This is a genomic window from Actinoplanes sp. CA-142083, assembly GCF_050942195.1.
Taxonomy (GTDB): Bacteria; Actinomycetota; Actinomycetes; order Mycobacteriales; family Micromonosporaceae; genus Actinoplanes.
Genome location: NZ_CP192076.1, coordinates 8376238 through 8392904, shown reverse-complemented (window position 1 = coordinate 8392904; position 16667 = coordinate 8376238). Strand labels below are relative to the sequence as shown.

15 protein-coding genes are annotated in these 16667 nt (G+C 70.7%); 10 read left to right on the top strand and 5 right to left on the bottom strand.

What is annotated here, in order from left to right:
- Positions 1–9 precede the first annotated feature (9 nt).
- Together ACQPZX_RS38395 and ACQPZX_RS38390 are read left to right on the top strand one after the other, a co-directional pair.
- Positions 10–1557, top strand: coding sequence for a phosphatase PAP2 family protein (locus ACQPZX_RS38395; RefSeq protein WP_433366778.1), 1548 nt, complete (start codon positions 10–12; stop codon positions 1555–1557).
- On the top strand, positions 1475–2128 hold the full coding sequence (locus tag ACQPZX_RS38390; RefSeq protein WP_433366775.1) for an endonuclease/exonuclease/phosphatase family protein: 654 nt from the start codon (positions 1475–1477) through the stop codon (positions 2126–2128). The genes ACQPZX_RS38395 and ACQPZX_RS38390 overlap by 83 nt, the downstream gene beginning before the upstream one ends.
- Here the strand turns inward: ACQPZX_RS38390 and ACQPZX_RS38385 are convergent.
- A complete protein-coding gene (locus ACQPZX_RS38385) occupies positions 2115–3077 on the bottom strand; it encodes a hypothetical protein (protein WP_433366773.1) in 963 nt (320 codons plus the stop codon). The genes ACQPZX_RS38390 and ACQPZX_RS38385 overlap by 14 nt on opposite strands.
- A gap of 113 nt (positions 3078–3190) precedes the next feature.
- On the opposite strand from ACQPZX_RS38385, the gene ACQPZX_RS38380 reads away from it, so the two are divergent.
- Both ACQPZX_RS38380 and ACQPZX_RS38375 read left to right on the top strand, forming a co-directional pair.
- A complete protein-coding gene (locus ACQPZX_RS38380) occupies positions 3191–3823 on the top strand; it encodes an AfsR/SARP family transcriptional regulator (protein ID WP_433366770.1) in 633 nt (210 codons plus the stop codon).
- Positions 3824–4073: 250 nt separating this feature from the next.
- Entirely contained in the window at positions 4074–4859 is a 786-nt protein-coding gene (locus ACQPZX_RS38375) for a hypothetical protein (protein WP_433366768.1), read from the top strand.
- 84 nt (positions 4860–4943) lie between these two features.
- Here the strand turns inward: ACQPZX_RS38375 and ACQPZX_RS38370 are convergent, their stop codons facing one another.
- Positions 4944–6329 carry a M36 family metallopeptidase gene (locus ACQPZX_RS38370; RefSeq protein ID WP_433366765.1) on the bottom strand — a complete coding sequence of 462 codons (1386 nt, stop codon included), beginning with the start codon at positions 6327–6329 and terminating at the stop codon, positions 4944–4946.
- Positions 6330–6363: 34 nt separating this feature from the next.
- Entirely contained in the window at positions 6364–7767 is a 1404-nt protein-coding gene (locus tag ACQPZX_RS38365; protein WP_433385689.1) for an MFS transporter, read from the bottom strand.
- Between the two features lie 88 nt (positions 7768–7855).
- Between ACQPZX_RS38365 and ACQPZX_RS38360 the strand changes: the two genes are divergently transcribed.
- Positions 7856–9295, top strand: coding sequence for an alpha/beta hydrolase family protein (locus ACQPZX_RS38360; RefSeq protein ID WP_433366763.1), 1440 nt, complete (start codon positions 7856–7858; stop codon positions 9293–9295).
- Here ACQPZX_RS38360 and ACQPZX_RS38355 read toward each other — a convergent pair.
- Entirely contained in the window at positions 9292–9705 is a 414-nt protein-coding gene (locus tag ACQPZX_RS38355) for a hypothetical protein (RefSeq protein ID WP_433366760.1), read from the bottom strand. The two genes, ACQPZX_RS38360 and ACQPZX_RS38355, sit on opposite strands and share 4 nt — an antisense overlap.
- A 106-nt stretch (positions 9706–9811) precedes the next feature.
- Between ACQPZX_RS38355 and ACQPZX_RS38350 the strand changes: the two genes are divergently transcribed.
- The 5 genes from ACQPZX_RS38350 to ACQPZX_RS38330 all read left to right on the top strand — a co-directional run bounded on the left by ACQPZX_RS38350 (position 9812) and on the right by ACQPZX_RS38330 (position 15345).
- Positions 9812–11998, top strand: coding sequence for a glycoside hydrolase family 3 N-terminal domain-containing protein (locus tag ACQPZX_RS38350; RefSeq protein ID WP_433366757.1), 2187 nt, complete (start codon positions 9812–9814; stop codon positions 11996–11998).
- Positions 11999–12091: 93 nt separating this feature from the next.
- Complete coding sequence (locus ACQPZX_RS38345) at positions 12092–12802, top strand: hypothetical protein (protein ID WP_433366754.1); 711 nt, start codon at positions 12092–12094, stop codon at positions 12800–12802.
- Between the two features lie 53 nt (positions 12803–12855).
- Positions 12856–13743, top strand: a complete 888-nt coding sequence (locus ACQPZX_RS38340) for a metal ABC transporter substrate-binding protein (RefSeq protein WP_433366751.1) — start codon at positions 12856–12858, stop codon at positions 13741–13743.
- Positions 13744–13771: 28 nt separating this feature from the next.
- The gene (locus ACQPZX_RS38335) at positions 13772–14473 is read left to right on the top strand and encodes a metal ABC transporter ATP-binding protein (protein WP_433366748.1); all 702 of its coding nucleotides are present in this window, start codon (positions 13772–13774) and stop codon (positions 14471–14473) included.
- A complete protein-coding gene (locus tag ACQPZX_RS38330; protein WP_433366745.1) occupies positions 14470–15345 on the top strand; it encodes a metal ABC transporter permease in 876 nt (291 codons plus the stop codon). Before ACQPZX_RS38335 ends, ACQPZX_RS38330 begins: the two co-directional genes overlap by 4 nt.
- A gap of 7 nt (positions 15346–15352) precedes the next feature.
- Here the strand turns inward: ACQPZX_RS38330 and ACQPZX_RS38325 are convergent, their stop codons facing one another.
- Positions 15353–16597 carry an IS110 family transposase gene (locus ACQPZX_RS38325; RefSeq protein ID WP_433366742.1) on the bottom strand — a complete coding sequence of 415 codons (1245 nt, stop codon included), beginning with the start codon at positions 16595–16597 and terminating at the stop codon, positions 15353–15355.
- Positions 16598–16667: the final 70 nt, after the last annotated feature.

Below are 16667 nucleotides of genomic sequence, written 5' to 3'. Positions count from 1 at the left end.
GTGCGGCGCGTGAGCGTTGTCGAGAATGTTCCCGAGAAGAGAGCGGGCTGGCATTTCGCCGAGCGGAGCGTGCTCGGCCTGGTCGCGGTGGTCGCCGCCGGGCTCGGGTTCGGGACGTTGCTGCTGCTGGTGCGCTACAACTGGGCGCCGATGCTGCGGCTCGACCAGCATCTGGACGACCGGCTCAACGCGGCGGTCGCGCCGCATCCGGCGGCGGTGGCCGTGCTCAAGGGCATCTCGACGGCCGGCGGGCGCGGCTGGCTGATCCCGCTGGTCGTGCTGGTGTGCGTGCTGCTGCTGATCCGGCGGCGGACCCGGCTCGCCATCTACCTGGCGATCACCGGCCTCGGCGCGGCGCTGCTCGACCCGTCGTTGAAGGCCCTGGTCGGCCGGGTACGGCCGGTGGTGGCCGACCCCATCGCGTACGGGATGGGCAACAGCTTCCCGAGCGGCCACACACTCGGCTCGACGATCGTCTACGGCGCGCTCACGCTGGTGTTCCTGTCGCTGGCGCACGGCAAATGGCGCTGGTGGCTGGTCGGGGCGGCGGCGCTGCTGGTCTTCGCGATCGGGCTGAGCCGCATCGCGCTCGGCGTGCACTTCCTCTCCGACGTGATCGCCGGGTGGCTGCTTGGCTTGGCGTGGATCAGCATCACCGCGTACGCGTTCCGGGTCTGGCGCCGCGAAGCGGGGAAACCCGCCACGCCGCTGGCGGAGGGCCTCGAACCGGAAGCCGCGCCTGACCTCGCCCCCGCCCCCTACGAGAAGGCCCTGCTGCCGCATCCGTGGGCGAAGGGCGCCGAGATCCTGGTCGGCTGGGTGTTCACGTTCGGCGTGCTCTATCTCGTCGGGTACGCGGTGACGCGCTGGTCGCCGCCGTTCGACGACGCGTTCCCGCGCTGGCTGCAGACCTTCCGCAACCCGACCCTCGACCAGGTGAGCTGGCTGTGGAGCAAGGCCGGCGACACCCACGCGATCCTCGCGATCTCGCTGATCTTCTGCCCGATCGCGCTGGCCGTGTGGCGGCAGTGGCGGCCGGTGCTGTTCATCGTGCTCGCCATGTTCGGCGAGCTCACCCTGTTCCTGCTCAGCGCCGCCGCGACGGGCCGCCCCCGCCCCGAGGCCGAGCACCTGGACGGGACGCTGCCGACGTCGTCGTTCCCGTCCGGGCACATCGCCGCCACCATGTGCCTGTGGACGGCGATCGCCCTGATCTGCATGGGTCGCATCGAGCGCTGGTGGCGCTGGCTGTTCCTGGTACCTGTCGTCGTGATGCCGGTCGGTGTGGCAGTGTCCCGGATGTACCGCGGCATGCACCACCCGACCGACGTGCTGGGCGCCCTGCTGCTCACGGTGTGCTGGCTGTCGGTGCTGTGGTGGACCGTCCGTCCGAACGCGGAGGCTCTCGGTGCGCGTGCTGACCTGGAACATCCTGACCGGCGGCGGGAACGGCCGGCTCGGCAAGGTCGTGACGGTGCTGCGGCGGGAAGCGCCCGACCTGGTCGCGCTGCAGGAGCTGCGCGGCTTCGACCGGCGGCGCATCGCGACGCTCGCTGACTCGCTCGGCATGGTGGCGCACCTGGCGCCGTCGGTGTTCGGCCAGGCGGTGGCCGTGCTGGTGCGCCCGCCGCTGGTCATGGGCCGGCGCGAATCGGTGACCTGGCGCCTGCACCACGCGGCGGCCGCCGTGACGGTCGGGCCGCTGACGCTGGTCAGCACACACCTCAACGCGAACTCGGCCCGACGTCGCTACCGCGAGGCGACCTGGCTCGCACACCGCTACGCCCGCCGCGGCCAGGTGCTCATCGCCGGCGACATGAACGCGCTCAGCGGGTTCGAGCCCTCGCCTTCCACCGGACGGTTCTCGGTAGGAAGCAGGTCGGATCCGCGGGCGATCGCCGCCTTCGAGCAGGCCGGGCTGGTGGATCTGTGGAAGGTGGCCGGGACCGGATCGGGGCTCACCGTGCCGACCAGCGTGGGTGATCCCTTCGACCCGATGCGCCTCGACTACTTCCTCGGCACCCCGTCGGTGGCCGCGCGCGTGCGCGAGGTCCGGGTCCTGCGGGGCGACGAGATCGAGTACGCGTCGGACCACCGCCCGCTGCTGGTGGAGCTCAGGCCGGCGTGATCGTCTCAGTCGCGTCGTTCCAGCGCCAGGGCACGTGACGCCCGCGCAGGTGCACGCCGCCGATCCACCGGTCGATGCCGTTGAGCGTCACGTGGTCGGCCGTGCCGGCGAGCACTCGCGCGCCCGTCTCGGTCAGGCGCAGGCTGGTCTCGCGGTCGACCTTCGCCGACTCCGCGTGCAGGAGCGGGTCCGGGGCGTGCGCCATCCGGTCCATCATCGCGAAGGCCCAGGTGTCGCCGAGATAGGGGCGCGTTTCCCGGTCGGCCGCGCGGACGAACGCCGTGCCCGCCACCGTCGCGCCGCCCGCGACCGCGGCCAGGATCCGCCGCTCGGTCAGCGACAGACCGTCGCGGGTCGACGGGTACTCCCGGCCGAGTCGGTCGAAGGCCTCGCCCAGGAACCGCAGCTCGCCCGAGCGGCTGGCCGCGACGGCGGCCAGGCCATCGGGCGCCGGCGCCCGGAAGGCGGCCCACGCCGCGGTGGCGAGCTCGATCGCGGCCGGCGTCAGCCGGACGGGCGCGTTGGTCGACGGCAGCTCGCGCAGTTGCGCGGCGGTCAGCTCGCCGAGACCGCCGAAGCGGGCGATGCCGGGGTACTCGCCGATGCAGATCAGGGTGATGCGGCCGGCCGGCACGCCGAGCTCGCCGAGCCGGGCGAGGATCTGAATGATCTGGAGCTGGTCGTACAGGTCCGCCTCGAACCACAGCACGTAATCGCCGTCGCGGTTGGCCGCCAGGATGCTGTCTCGCTCGGCGAACATGTCGTCGCCCTCCGCGCGGTCGTCCACGCGCTCGCCGGCCAGGAAGGCGGCCCTGACCCGGCGGAGCTCCTCGGCGCCCACCGGCGGCACCGGGCCCTCGTGCAGCGAGTCGCGCCAGTACAGCACCTCGGACGCCAGCCCGGTGCCGGGCAGATCGGTGGCGTCGCCGTTGCTCACGTGGAGAGCCATGGGCCTCCTTTGCCTCCGGAGAGTGACCCGGCTGGGGCGGGCCGCCGGAGGTTGGGCCCGGCCAGGATACTCTCGGGTTCGCTCGGGACCGCCTGCGCGAAGGAGATACCGCGATGACCGGCGGGCTGCGGTTCGAAATCCTGGGACCGGTCCGCGCCTACCGGGGTGCCGAGCCGGTGGACCCAGGTCCGATCAAGCAGCAAGCGGTCCTCGCCCTCCTGCTGCTGCACTCCGGCGAACCCGTGCCGGTGGACCGCATCATCGGCGCGCTCTGGGACGGCGACGCGCCGGAGAATGGGATCGACGTGGTGCAGCGGTGCGTCGGCGCCCTGCGGCGGGCTCTCGACCCGTCGTTGGTCACGCTGAGCCGGGGCGGATATCAGCTTCACGCCGGCGAGACCGACGTGGACGCCGGCCTCTTCCGCGCCGCGCTGGCCCGCGCGCGCACCGCGCTTCAGACCGGCGATTTCGAGCTGGCAACCGGCGAGATACGGCAGGCGCTCGCCCTGTGGCAGGACGAGCCGTTGGCCGGACTGACCGGGCCGGTGTTCGAATCCGCCCGGGCCCGGCTCCACGAGGAACGCGCGACCGCCTCGGAGCTGCTGACGAAGCCGATCCCGGCGGCACCCTTCATGGCGTCGGCACCCGCCACGGCGTCGGCACCAGCCACGGCGCCGTCATCCTCCTATCCGGAGCCGGTCGACCCTTGGGCCGGCCAGGAGCTCTTCCCACCCGGTCCGTTTTAGAGAGGGCCTGCCCGGGCCCCCAAGTAGCTTCGTCGTTCACGTCCTGGCGCTGGTGTGGCATCCGTTCTGGACAGATGGCCGGGATGACTTCGATTGCACCGACCAGCCGTGAGGGCGTCGGCGACATCCCGGGAGCCTGTTGTCCGGCTGAGACAAGATTCGTTGGTCGCGCAGTGGTGCTCACATTGGCAGACGTCGCTCGTAACGGTGTGCGCATTTAGCCCTCGCGCAAAACCGGTATCATCTGAACATGTCGCGGAGGAGTGGCAAAGAGGTGGAGGTGCACCTCCCGGCGGTCAAGCTCTTTGCGGCCGCCACGGGGACGGTTGCCGAGTCCCTTTTCGGCCTAGCCGGCGCTAACGACTTCATTGAATCCAGCGCCGGGGCAGCGTTTGCAGTTGGTACTGAGAATGTGCTTGGCGGTTGGCTGAGTCGACGTGAGCAATGGAATGCCGAGACTGTTGTCCGGCGAGCCGTTGAACGGGCCGCGGAGAGATGCGCGGGCGGCGAGTCGCCGAGGGAGGACGACTTCATAGCGGGAACTCCGTCCTCATTCGAGGAGTTGGTTGAGGGCACGCTCGGTACGGCTCAGCGCAACTACGAGTCCAGAAAGCTTGAATATCTGGGCAATCTCGTTGCGAGTTTTGCCTTTGATGCAAGCATGGACAGGACGACAGCGAACTGGTGCATCCGAATGGCGGAGTCGTTGAGTTGGGCTCAGTATGTGCTCCTCGCGCTTGCCAGCGAGGACGAATCCAAATATCCGCGCGCTAGCATCAACGCCGGCCGTGACCGTACGGTCGACGATTCGACAGTATTTAGCGTTTGGGAAGATTTTGAGGACCTGCATGCCCGGCGACTTATCGGTGCTGACCCCGATCGTCTGGGTGAAGGGGCTATCCCGCGCCGTATGATATACATTCCGATGCACGGCGGAGGGTTGCTAATTCGCCTCATGGAGCTTCATACCATAACTGCGGATGACCGAGACCTGATTTATTCAGCACTCTTAAGGGGTACGGCGCCCGAGTCATAGCGATTTCCAATTTCGTATGATTCGTGGGCTACGTGGACAGCGCGCCTAGGGCCGGCCGCTCCTGGACGGAGCGGCCGGCGTGATCTAGAGGATGCCCCGGGCGTGGAAGGCCGCGCGGACCTTGGCTGCCGCCCTCGGGCCGTACAGGAAATAGGCGGTTGTCACGGTCTTGCCGGCCGCCTGCGGCATGGTGATCTCGGGGTTGAAGAAGAACTGCGACTCGAGGATCACCCGGTTCGCGGCCGTGCGGCCGAGCGCCCGGTTGACGTCCCACAGCGCGTGCGACCAGATCTCGCCGTCGTCGTGGACCTCGCCGTCGAGGTCGCCCGGGTAGACCTTGGGCCCGTCGACCCGCCGCAGGCAGTGCGGCTCGTCGACCGTGTACGACGTGGCGTCCCAGTCCATCACGCACGCCCACGGCGTGGTCCGCGTGTTCGGGCTCGTCGCCTGCGACATCGTGACGGCCCAGTAGTCGCCGAAGCCCTCGCCGATCGCGCCGGCCTCGGGGGAGACGCCGAAGTTCGGCACCTGGTCGTCCTGGATGGCGTGGCCGTACTCGTGCCAGATCACCTCGTTGTCCTCGGCGTCGTCCACGCCGCCGGTACCGAAGGTGATCGCGTCCACGCTGCCGTCGTAGTAGGAGTTGTCCTCCTCGTACCCGGTGGTGCTGAAGTCCTGCGGCTCGTTGTTGACGTGCCGGAACCCGAGGCGGTGGATGTACTCCTGGGCCGAAGTGATGCTGTAGTACGCCATCACCTGCTCGAACCCGTCCTGCGACCGGGTGAACGTGAAGACCCGCCGCGGCGAGGTCACCTGGTTCTCGCTGATGTTGTTCGCGTACGCGCCCTGCAGCGTGGTCGCCCCGCGGTTGAGCTGGGTGAGCCGCACCGTGCGGTAGGCGCGGGCCGGCACGGCGCTGTCGGCGTCGTCCTGGTCGGTCAGCGACTCGTCCTGCAGCCGGACGACGGGGTTGGGGTCGAAGACCCGGCCCTTGCCGTCGGAGTGCTGAACCGTGTTCTCCTCGTGGAGCACGGCGCCGCTGCCGGCGTCGACCAGCGTCCGGAACGTGCCCGTGCGGGTCGGGGTCAGCGTCATCCAGGCCAGCTTGGCCGGCGAGCCCGGCATGATGACGAGCTCGGCGCTGCCCGGCTGACCGCCGAGCCGGCCGGCCACACCGGACTTGGCGCGCTGCGCCGGAAGCTCGGCGACCGTGTCGGCCAGGCCGGTGACCGCCTTGCGGCCGTCGTCCACGGTGACCGAACCGTTGGTGTTCGTGTGCTTCGCGTAGTAGCCGCCGAAGACCGGGATTCCCCGATAGGTCTGTTGGTACCAGGTGTGCTGACCGAGCAGCGACTGGCGGGTCTGCACCTGCTTCAGGCCCTCGGGCGCGGCCTGTGCGGCGGTGCCGCCCGCGATGACCAACCCGGCCGCGACCAGCGGCGCGAGCACGATGAATGCCCTCTTCTGCAAAGGAGCCCCCTCGATCCTTGGAGAGGGCTCGATGCTAGTGGGCGTGGCGAGGAATGGAAATGTCTGGATCTTCGCGACGGGTGGCGAGCACGTCGGCGGCCGCGGCGCCGAGGGCGATCAGCACGAACCCGATCGTCACCCACAGCGAGTCGCGGAACGCCAGATCCCAGCTGCCGTGGTGGAACGCGAGCCGGTTGAAGAACATCGAGCCGACCGCGGCGATCCCGATGGCCGTGCCGATCCGCTGGCCGGTCTGCAGCACCGCGCCCGCGCTGCCGGCCCGGCGCACCGGCACCTCGGCGAGCGTCAGCGCCTGGTTGGGCGCGATCACGAAGCCGCTGCCCAGGCCCGCGACCAGCAACGGCAGGGCGGTGGCCCACCCCGCGTGGTGCCCCGGCACGAAATGCAGCGCCAGCACCACGCAGGCCAGCCCCACCGCGACCATCACCAGGCCGATGGCGACCAGTGGCCGGCCGTACCGGTTGACCAGGCGCCCGCCGATCGCCGACGTGACCGCCGACCCCAGCGCGAACGGGGTGATCGCCAGGCCGGCCTCGAGCGCGGTGTAGTGCAGCCCGCTCTGCAGCAGCAGCGTGTAGGTGAAGAAGATCGACGTGAACCCGCCGAAGTAGAGCATCCCCACCAGCGCGCCGAGGGCGTACGACCGGACCCGGAACAGCGACAGGTCGATCAGCGAGGTCGCCCGCCGCCCGTAACTGCGCTCCCACCACACGAAACCGGCCAGCACCAGCGCTCCCGCGACCGCGAGCAGCCACTTGGCCGAGCCCTGCCACTCCCGTTCCTGCACCAGCGGCAGGAGCAGCAGCACCACGCCGACGCCGAGCAGCAGGACGCCGACCGGGTCGAGGCTCTCCTGCTCGCGCCGTTCCTTCGGCCGGCCCGGGATCCACCGGTAGCCCAGCACGATCGCCACCAGCCCGATCGGCACGTTGATGTAGAAGATCCAGCGCCACCCCTCGGCCGTGCCGAAGACCTGGATCAGCAGCCCGCCGAGCAGCGGCCCGATCGCCGTGGAGATCCCGATGGTCGCGCCGAGCAACCCGAACGGACGCCCCCGCTCGGCCGGCTCGAACAGCTGCTGGATCAGCCCCGAGACCTGCGGGTTCACCACGCCGGCCGCCGCGCCCTGCACGAGCCGGGCGACGACCAGCCAGAGCGCGCCGGTCGCCATCCCGGCGGCCGCGCTGGCCAGCGTGAACAACGCCAGCCCGAAGATGAAGACGTTGCGCCGTCCGCGGGCGTCGCCGAAGCGCCCGGCCGGCACGAGCATGAGCCCGAAGGTCAGCGCGTACCCCGACAGCACCCATTGCAGCTCGCCCGCGCTGAGATGCAGTTCGGACCGGATGGACGGCAGCGCGACGTTGACGATGCTGACGTCGAGAAGGGTCATGAAGCCCGCGACCAGGGCCACGCTCATGGCGTGCCAGCGATTCACCACCACGCCGCAGTTTCCCGCGCCAGGGCCGGGCAAACCAGGGCTTGAGTGAGCGCGGTAACTTCCGCGCATGCACTTCGCCCGCCGCGTATCGATGGTCGCCGTTCTGCTCGTCGCCTCGGCCGCGGGGCTGTGGCTGACGCTCGGGGCCGGGGGAGACGCTCGCACGGAGCACGTCGTGGCCGGCGGGGTGCCGATGGACGAGGTGCATCCGCCGGTGGCGCCGGGGGAGCGGCGGCCCGGGGTCGTGGTGGCGCACGGCTTCGCCGGCTCGGCGCGGCTGATGGCGCCGTTCGGGGACACGCTCGCGGCGCACGGGTACGTGGTGGTGCTGCTGGACTTCGACGGGCACGGCGCCAGCCGGCGCACGCTGCCCCGCGACGACGCGGCCGACACCGTGGCGCTGCAGCGGAACCTCGACACCGCGCTGGCCCACCTGCGGTCGCTGCCCGACGTCGACCCGGCCCGCGTCGCGCTGGTGGGGCACTCGATGGGCGCGGCCGCGGTCACGCGGTACGCGGCGGCGCATCCGGAGGTCGCCGCCACGGTGGCGATCTCGCTGCCCAGTGGCGCCGACCGCCCGGCCGACAACCTGTTGCTGCTGGTGGGCGGGCTGGAGTTTCCGAGCTTCCACACGGCGGCCGAGGTGGCCGGCGAGCACAGCGGACCGCATCACGCGGTTTCGACGGTGCCCGGGGTGGAGCACATCTCGATCCTGTTCGCGCCGCGCACCCATCGGGAAACGGCCGGCTGGCTCGACGACGCGTTCGGCGGACCGCCGCAACCCGGCCCCCTGCCGAATCCGGCCCGGCGCGTTCTCGGCGCGGTGCTTCTGATGGCGGCGCTCGCGGCCGGGGTGATTCCGGTGGCTCGGCTGTTGTTCGGCCGTCCGGGCGGGAAATGGCCGCGATTCGACGGGCAACTGATCGGCCGGGTGGTCAGGGTCGCCGGGGTCGCCGCGATTCTGGGCGCGTTGGTCGCGCCATTCCTGCCGAGCGCGCGTCTCCCACTTTCGCTCGGCGGTTACGTCGTCGGGCTCACCTCGGTCACGGGCGCGGTCGTCATCGCGTACACGTTGCGGAAACCGGAATCTTTTCGCGTCGCTTTCGCCGCGCCGGTCCTTATCGTCTATGCGGCGATCGCTGTCGCGATCCCGCTGCAGCTGGGCCTCACCTACGCGATTCCGGGTGGCTTGCGCTGGTTCTTGTTGGTCGCGGTCTGGGCGGGCTTCGCCATTCTCGCGTACGGCGGGGAGCGCCTCGCTCTTGGCAACAGCTTCGGGGTCCTCGCGGTTTCGGCCGTCACGGTCGTTGCCCTGACCGCCGGGGCTGTCGCCGGCCTGACCTCGAGTTTCGTCCTGCTCGTCGTGCCACTGCTGGCCGTGCTGCTGTGGTGGCAGGCGCTGTGGAGCGCGGTGCTGCACCGTTTCGAGGCACCGCGATGGCTGATCGCCGCGGCCGGCTCGCTGCTGGTCGCATGGCCGATCGCGACCGCTTTGCCGACGCTTTAGAGAAGCACCACCCCGGTCACGATCAGCGCGACCACCTTGACGATTTCCAGCGCGACGTACGCGTGATGGCCGCGCGACCGCGGCGCGTCCAGCCCCTCGAGGATGGCGTGCGATCGGCGGGTCAGCGCCGGCCGTACGGCAAGAAGCTGGACGGCCAGCGCGACCACCGCGACCAGGAAGGCCACCCACCCGCGGGCGCCGCCCGCGAGCAGCGCGACGGCGATGCCGGCCGCCAGCACCACCTCGACGGCGTTGAGCGCGCGAAAGACGAGGCGTCCGATCCCCAGTCCGATCGGCAGCGTGACGCCCGGGGCCCGGAACTTGAGCGGCGCCTCGAGGAACGAGATGCCCAGCACCATGCCCAGCCACACGAAAACCAGCGCCACGGCCACCGCCGCCCCGTTCTCCATGTGCCGAAACTAGCTCCGCCATCGGGCGCGGGCACGGGTCGAAGGTCCCGTCCTGCGCTATCCTGGCTTACACGTTTAAGTGACGACGACCAGGGGCGTGGGAACCATGACGAACGTCGACGAACTACTGGCGCGGATGTCGCCGGCTGAGAAGGCGGGGCAGCTGACTCAGTACTTCTACTTCCGGCTGCCGGCGGGGGCCGAGGCGGAGCCCGCCCTGGGGCTGGATGTGGCGGAGCAGCCGCGGGCGGTCGAGGCGGCGCTCGGGCGCGGCGAAGCGGGATCGCTGCTGTTCGTGACGGATCCGGCGGAGATCAACCGGCTGCAGCGGCTCGCGCTGGCGGGGAATCCGCACGGGATTCCGCTGCTCTTCGGGTTCGATGTGATCCACGGGCTGCGCACGATCTTCCCGGTGCCGATCGCGATGGCGGCCTCGTGGGATCCGGAGATCATCGAGCGTGGGCAGGCGGTCGCGGCGCGAGAGGCGCGGGCCGTGGGGATCCACTGGGCGTTCGCGCCGATGGTGGACATCGCCCGTGACCCGCGGTGGGGGCGGATCGTGGAGGGCGCCGGCGAGGATCCGTACCTCGGGGCGGTGGTCGCCGCGGCCCAGGTGCGGGGGTTCCAGCAGCACATCATCGCGGGGCCCAAGCACTTCGGCGGGTACGGCGCGGCGCTCGGCGGGCGGGACTACGACGAGGTCAACCTCTCCGATCACGAGCTGTGGAACGTCTACTTCCCGCCGTTCCGGGCCGCGATCGAGGCGGGCGCCGGCAACGTGATGACCGCGTACATGGACCTCAACGGGATCCCCGCGACGGCGAGCCACTGGCTGTTCACCGAGGTGCTGCGGGACGCCTGGGGTTTCGACGGCTTCGTGGTGAGCGACGCGAACGCCGTACGGAATCTGGTGGTGCATGGTTTTGCTCGTGATCTGACCGAGGCGGGAGAGCGTGCGCTGACCGCGGGCGTCGACATGGAGATGGCGATCGCCGACCCGGCCTATGCGCGGTTGCCTGAGTCGCAGGCCGCGCCGGAGGTGATCGACGCCCGGGTGCGCAAGGTTCTCGAGGCCAAGGTGCGGCTGGGACTGTTCGACGACCCGTACGTCGACGAGGAACGCGCCCGTGCGGTGCTCGCCGACCCGGCCCACCGCGAAGCCGCGCGGGAGGCCGCCCGGCGATCGGCGGTGCTGCTGCGCAACGAGCGTGACCTGCTGCCGCTCGACGCCGGATCGCTCAGCTCGATCGCGGTGCTCGGGCCGCTCGCCGACTCGAAGCGCGACACGCTCGGGCCGTGGGTCTTCGACTTCGACCTGGACGAGACCGTGACGGTGCTCGACGGCATCCGTGCCTCCTTCGAGGGCCGGGTCGACTACGCACCCGGCATCCCGGTCGGGCAGCGCACGTTCCCCTCGATGTTCGACATGTTCGGCGGGAACGCGCCGGCCGACCCGCCCGGCTTCGACGCGGAGGCCGAGTTCGCCCGCGCGATCGCGACCGCTGCCGCGGCCGACGTCGCCGTGGTGGTGGTCGGCGAGTGGCAGAACATGATCGGCGAGGCCGCCTCGCGGTCGTCGCTGGAGCTGCCCGGCCGGCAACTCGAGCTGCTGCAGGCCGTGGTCGCCACCGGCACGCCGACCGTGGCGCTGGTGATGAACGGGCGGCCGCTCGACCTGCGCTGGGCCGCTGCGAACGTCCCGGCGATCCTGGACATCTGGTACCCGGGCACCCAGGGCGGCGCCGCGGTGGCCGACCTGCTCTTCGGGGAGGTCTCGCCGAGCGGGAAGCTGCCGTTCACCTGGCCCCGCACGGTCGGCCAGATCCCGATGATCTCCTCGCACACCATCTCGCACGAGCCGGACAACCAGGCGCGCCGCTACTGGGACGAGGAGAGCACCCCGCTGTTCCCGTTCGGGCACGGGCTCAGCTACGGCAAGTTCGGCTACGGCGAGCTGACGGTCGACCGTCCGGTGGTCGGCCGCGAGGGCACCGTCTCGGTGTCGGTCGAGGTCACCAACGACGCCGACCGGGCGGCGGCCGAGGTCGTCCAGCTCTATCTGCACCAGCGGCACGGCACGGCGTCCCGGCCCGTACGGGAGCTGAAGGGCTTCCGGCGCGTGGTGGTGCCGGCCCGTTCGACGCTGGTGGTGGAGTTCCCGATCGGGCCCGAGCACCGCCGGTACTGGAACGCGGCCGTGCGGGACTGGGTCCTCGACGCCGCTGTATTCGACGTCACTGTAGGTGGCAGCACCGCGTCCTTCGAGGTCGGGCCGCCGATGTCGGAAGGTTAACGGAATATGTACGGGGGTATACGGCCCGGCGTCTCGAACGCAACGTACCGTTGTCGAGGCGCAAGAGAGGACGGGACGTAGACCGTGACGAGGATGGGATTCTGGCAGCCGGCTCCGTTGGAGACCCTGGCCGGCCAGGCCGACGAGGTGGAGCTCAAGGTGGTCGTGCCCCGGCGCGACGGCCGGTCGCTGGGCGTCGACCTGGACCGTGGGCCGGCCCGCCGGGTGTACTTCCTCGACACCCCCGGCCTGGACCTCTACCGCCACGGCGTGATCGTCCGGTTCCGTGACCGCCCCCGCCGGCGCGACGACGCCGTGGTCAAGCTGCGGCCGGTCGTGCCGGGCCGGGTGCCGGGCTGGCTGCGCCAGACCGACCGGTTCCAGATGGAGATCGACGCGCTGCCCGGGCACGCGGTCTGCTCAGGCGCGCTCAAGGAGCGGCTGGGCCGCCACGACGTGTCCCGGGCGGTCGCGGCCGGCCGTCCCCTGACCCGGCTGCTGTCGGCCCGGCAGCGCAAGCTGCTCGCGAAGTACTCGCCGGAGGGCGCCGGCCCCGACGACCTCGTCGTGTACGGGCCGATCGACGTGCGCTGCAACAACGTGAGGCTGCGCGGGCTCGACCGCGGGCTGACCGCCGAGCGCTGGCGCTTCCCGGACGGCTCCGACCTGCTGGAGCTGTCCACCAGGTGCGCGGTCGACGAGGCCGTGGCGGTGGCGAAGCGGGTCACGGCGGCACTGCGGGCGTACGGCATCGCTCCGGCCGCCCAGCAGCCGACGAAGACGGAGATGGCGCTGCTCGCTTGAGCGTCGTATTGCCATTAGACAATAGAAAATGAAAACGATTACCGTTTCGCATCGTGAAACGGATCCTCCCTGCTCTTCTTGCCCTGGCGTTCCTCGCCGGATGCGGCTCGGGCTCGGCGTCGTCTGCCGGTGACGCCCTCGCCGTCGTGGCCACCACCCCCGAGGTCGCCGACTTCGTCCGCAACGTCGCGGGCTCCGACGTGACCGTCACGCAGATCATCAAGCCCGGCGTCGACCCGCACGAGTACGAGCCGACGCCCGCCGACATCCAGGCGATCGGCCAGGCCAAGCTGGTCGTCAAGAACGGCGTCGGCCTCGAGTCCTGGCTCGACCAGACCATCCAGTCGGCGGGCTTCCAGGGCAGCGTCGTCGACTCCAGCCAGGGCGTGTCCCTGCGTCCCGACGATCCGCACATCTGGCACAACCCGCAGAACGCCAAGATCATGGTGGCGAACATCGCGAAGGGGCTCGCCGCTGCTGACCCGGCGCACGCCGCTGACTACTCCGCCGCCGCCAGGATTTATTCCGATAAATTGGACAAATTGGACGCGGATAACGAGGCCGCCTTCGCCAAGCTGCCCGCCGGCCAGCGCAAGCTCGTCACCAACCACGACGCCTTCGGGTACTACGTCGACCGCTACAAGCTGGAGTTCGTCGGCTCGGTCATCCCCAGCATGGACACCTCGGCCGAGCTCTCCGCCAAGCAGCTTACCGACCTGGTCGCGAAGATCAAGTCGACCGGCGCCAAGGCCATCTTCACCGAGAGCTCGCTGCCGCCCAAGACCGCCGAGGCCATCGCCAAGCAGGCCGGCGTCAAGGTCATCGGGGGAGAGGACGCCCTGTACGGCGACAGCCTGGGTGAGCTCGGCACGCCGCAGGGCACGTACCTCGGCGCCGAGGAGCACAACACCCGGGTGATCGTCGCGGCGTTGGGCGGCTGAGGTGGCGTCGGCATTGCGGTACGCGGGGGTGAGTGCTGGATACCGGGGCACGCCGGTGCTCACCCACGTCGACCTCGATCTGGCCGCCGGGAAGCGGCTCGCCCTGGTCGGCCCCAACGGCGCGGGCAAGTCCACGCTGATCAAGTCGGCGCTGGGCCTCGTGCCGGTGCTCGGCGGCGAGGCGACCGTGTTCGGGCTTCCGCCCGCCCAGGCCAGATCGCTGACCGGGTACGTGCCGCAGACCGGCGCCCTCGACGCCGACTTCCCGGTCAGTGCCGCCCAGGTGGTGATGATGGGCCGCTACCGCCGGATCGGCTGGTGGCGGCCCACCCGGGCGGCCGACCGTCGCGCCGTGCGGGAAGCCCTCGACCGGGTCGGCCTCGCCGACCGGGCCGGCAAGCAGTTCGGCACGCTCTCCGGCGGACAGCGCCAGCGGGTGCTGCTGGCCCGGGCGATCGTCGCCGAGCCGCGGCTGCTGCTGCTCGACGAGCCCTTCAACGGCGTCGACATGGTCAGCCAGGAGACCATCCTCGACGTCCTGAAAGCGATGCCCGCGGCCGTCGTGCTCAGCACGCACGACCTCACGCTCGCCCGTGAACTGGCCGACCTCGTCTGCCTGCTCAACGGCCGCCAATGGGCCTTCGGGCCGCCCGGCGAGGCCCTTACCGTGGCCAACCTGCGCGCGGCCTACGGCGGCCGCGTGATCGAGAACGTCCTGGTCGAGTCATGACCTTCATGGCCCGCGCCTTCGCCGAGCTCGCCCTGCTCGCCCTGATCTGCGGCCCGGTCAGCGTCCTCGTCTTCGCCCGCCGCCTGTCCTTCGTCTCGGACGCGCTCACCCACACGGTCTTCCCCGGCGTGGTCATCGGCTTCCTGACCGGCGGGGTCGAGGGCATCTTCGCCGGCGCGCTGGTCGCCGCGGTTGTGACGGCCGTGGTGCTCACCCTGCTGACCCGGTGGGGCGCACTGTCCGACGACGCCTCCACCGCGGTCGTGCTCACCGCCATGTTCTCGATCGGCGTGGCCCTGGTGTCGCGCCGCGCATCGTACACATCGGACCTGACGGCCTTCCTCTTCGGCCGCATCCTGACCGTGACCCCGCGCCAGCTGGCCGAGACCGCGGTGCTCGCCGTGGTCATCCTCGGCCTGCTGCTGATCGGCGCCCGCGCGCTGGTCTTCCGGGCCTTCGACCCGGCCGGCGCGGCCGCCGCCGGCTACCGGATCGCGTGGCTCGACCTGTGGCTCAACGTGATCGTCGCGCTGGTGGTCGTGGCCGCCGTCCGCGCGGTCGGCACGATCCTGGTGGTGGCGCTGCTGATCGTGCCCGCCGCGGCCGCCCGCATGATCACCGCCCGCTTGCTCACGATGGCCGCCTTCGGCACCGGCCTGATCCTGCTCGCCGCGTACGCCGGCCTGCAGGCCAGCTGGACCGCGTCGGTGACCTACGGCTTCGCTTTGACCTCGGCGTCCGCCGTGGTCCTCGCCCTCGTGCTCGCCTACCTGCTGCTGTTGCCCGTCGGTGCGGCACGCCGCCGGCGCAGACCGTCGCGTCCCGCTGCCTCGCCGTCCGTCCCGGCCGAAGGAGGCTCCCCGCATGAGTAGCCCTGTGTCAACCCGTCGCGGTTTGGTCTTGGTTGAGGAGGCGTTGGAGGGCTCGGTGCTGGTCGGGGTCGTAGGTGGTGTTGGTGGTCCAGCATTTCCAGATGATGTCGAGCCAGGCTTTGGCCAGGATGCGGACGGCGTGGGGATGGTCGTGGCCGCGGTTGCGGGCGCGGTTGTAGAGGTCGGCGGCCCAGGGGTTGGCGCGGCGGCTGTCGCCGGCGAAGTCGCAGACGGCGTCGCGCAGTTGTTTGTCGACAGCCCAGCGGAACGCGACGACGCGGGCTTTGCCGGATTGCCGGGTGGAGGGTGCGACTCCGGCGAGGCAGGCCAGCGAGGCCGCGGTGGGGAATCTGCCGCGGGCGTCACCGATCTCGGCGAGCAGCCGGGCGGCGCGGACCGTGCCCGAGCGGGGCAGGCTGGTGAAGATTCGCCGGTCGGGGTGCAGGGCGAGGGCTTCGCTGATCTGCTGCGCCAGGGCCTCGATCTGAGTAGTGATCGTGTGCAGCGTGCTGAGGTAGGCGTGGGTGATGCCGGCCAGGGCGCGGCCGTGCTCACCGGCGACGCCGGCCGGCGCGGCGGTGATGCGCTGGTGCAGCACGGCGGGATCGACGCGTCCGCGGTAGCCGACGCTGCTCAGCCAGGCGGTCAGGCGTTTCGGCGAGAGCCAGTCGAGGGCGTCCTGGGTGTCGAAGCGGGTCACGAACTGCAGGCTGATCGCGGAGTCGAGGTCGCGGAACAGGTCGATGACCGCGGGCAGCGCGGTCTGCAGATGGGCGCGCAGCTGGTTGGTGACGGCGACGCGGTGGGCGACGAGGTCTTTGCGTGTCCGGACCAGTTTGCGCAGCGTGGTCGTGGCCGGGCTGTCGAGCAGCAGTGGTGTCAACCGGCGCTGGTCGGTGCGCACGGTGTCGGCCAGGACGTAGGCGTCGAACCGGTCGTCCTTGTTACCGGCCGAGCCGTAACGCTGCCGCAAGGCCTTGACCTGCGACGGCGGGACCACGAAGACGGTGCGGCCGGCAGCGAGCAACGCGTCGACCACGGGTCCGTCACCGCGTTCGATACCGATCGCGTCCACACCATGGCGGTCCAGGACCGCGTTGAGCCGGGCCAGGCCGGCCTTGCTGTGAGCCACGGTGAATCGTTCGATCGGCTCGCCGTCACTGTCGATGATGCAGACGGCGTGGTTGTCCTTCGCCCAGTCGATACCGGCCGTGACCGCTCGCCTCACGCCGGGGGTGTCCTGCACACTCATTGTTGCCTCTCCGCTGCGCTACCAGTGGGGAAGCACCTGGCGGTTCCGGGACACCGCAGCCGGTTGCTCA

Bases quoted from the DNA above. Each gene is read 5' to 3' on its own strand.
- ACQPZX_RS38365 (WP_433385689.1), bottom strand. From the start codon at position 7,767: ATGAGCGTGGCCCTGGTCGCGGGCTTCATGACCCTTCTCGACGTCAGC.
- ACQPZX_RS38330 (WP_433366745.1), top strand. From the start codon at position 14,470: ATGACCTTCATGGCCCGCGCCTTCGCCGAGCTCGCCCTGCTCGCCCTG.
- ACQPZX_RS38360 (WP_433366763.1), top strand. From the start codon at position 7,856: ATGCACTTCGCCCGCCGCGTATCGATGGTCGCCGTTCTGCTCGTCGCC.
- ACQPZX_RS38355 (WP_433366760.1), bottom strand. From the start codon at position 9,705: ATGGAGAACGGGGCGGCGGTGGCCGTGGCGCTGGTTTTCGTGTGGCTG.
- ACQPZX_RS38345 (WP_433366754.1), top strand. From the start codon at position 12,092: ATGGGATTCTGGCAGCCGGCTCCGTTGGAGACCCTGGCCGGCCAGGCC.
- ACQPZX_RS38350 (WP_433366757.1), top strand. From the start codon at position 9,812: ATGACGAACGTCGACGAACTACTGGCGCGGATGTCGCCGGCTGAGAAG.
- ACQPZX_RS38375 (WP_433366768.1), top strand. From the start codon at position 4,074: ATGTCGCGGAGGAGTGGCAAAGAGGTGGAGGTGCACCTCCCGGCGGTC.
- ACQPZX_RS38385 (WP_433366773.1), bottom strand. From the start codon at position 3,077: ATGGCTCTCCACGTGAGCAACGGCGACGCCACCGATCTGCCCGGCACC.
- ACQPZX_RS38325 (WP_433366742.1), bottom strand. From the start codon at position 16,597: ATGAGTGTGCAGGACACCCCCGGCGTGAGGCGAGCGGTCACGGCCGGT.
- ACQPZX_RS38380 (WP_433366770.1), top strand. From the start codon at position 3,191: ATGACCGGCGGGCTGCGGTTCGAAATCCTGGGACCGGTCCGCGCCTAC.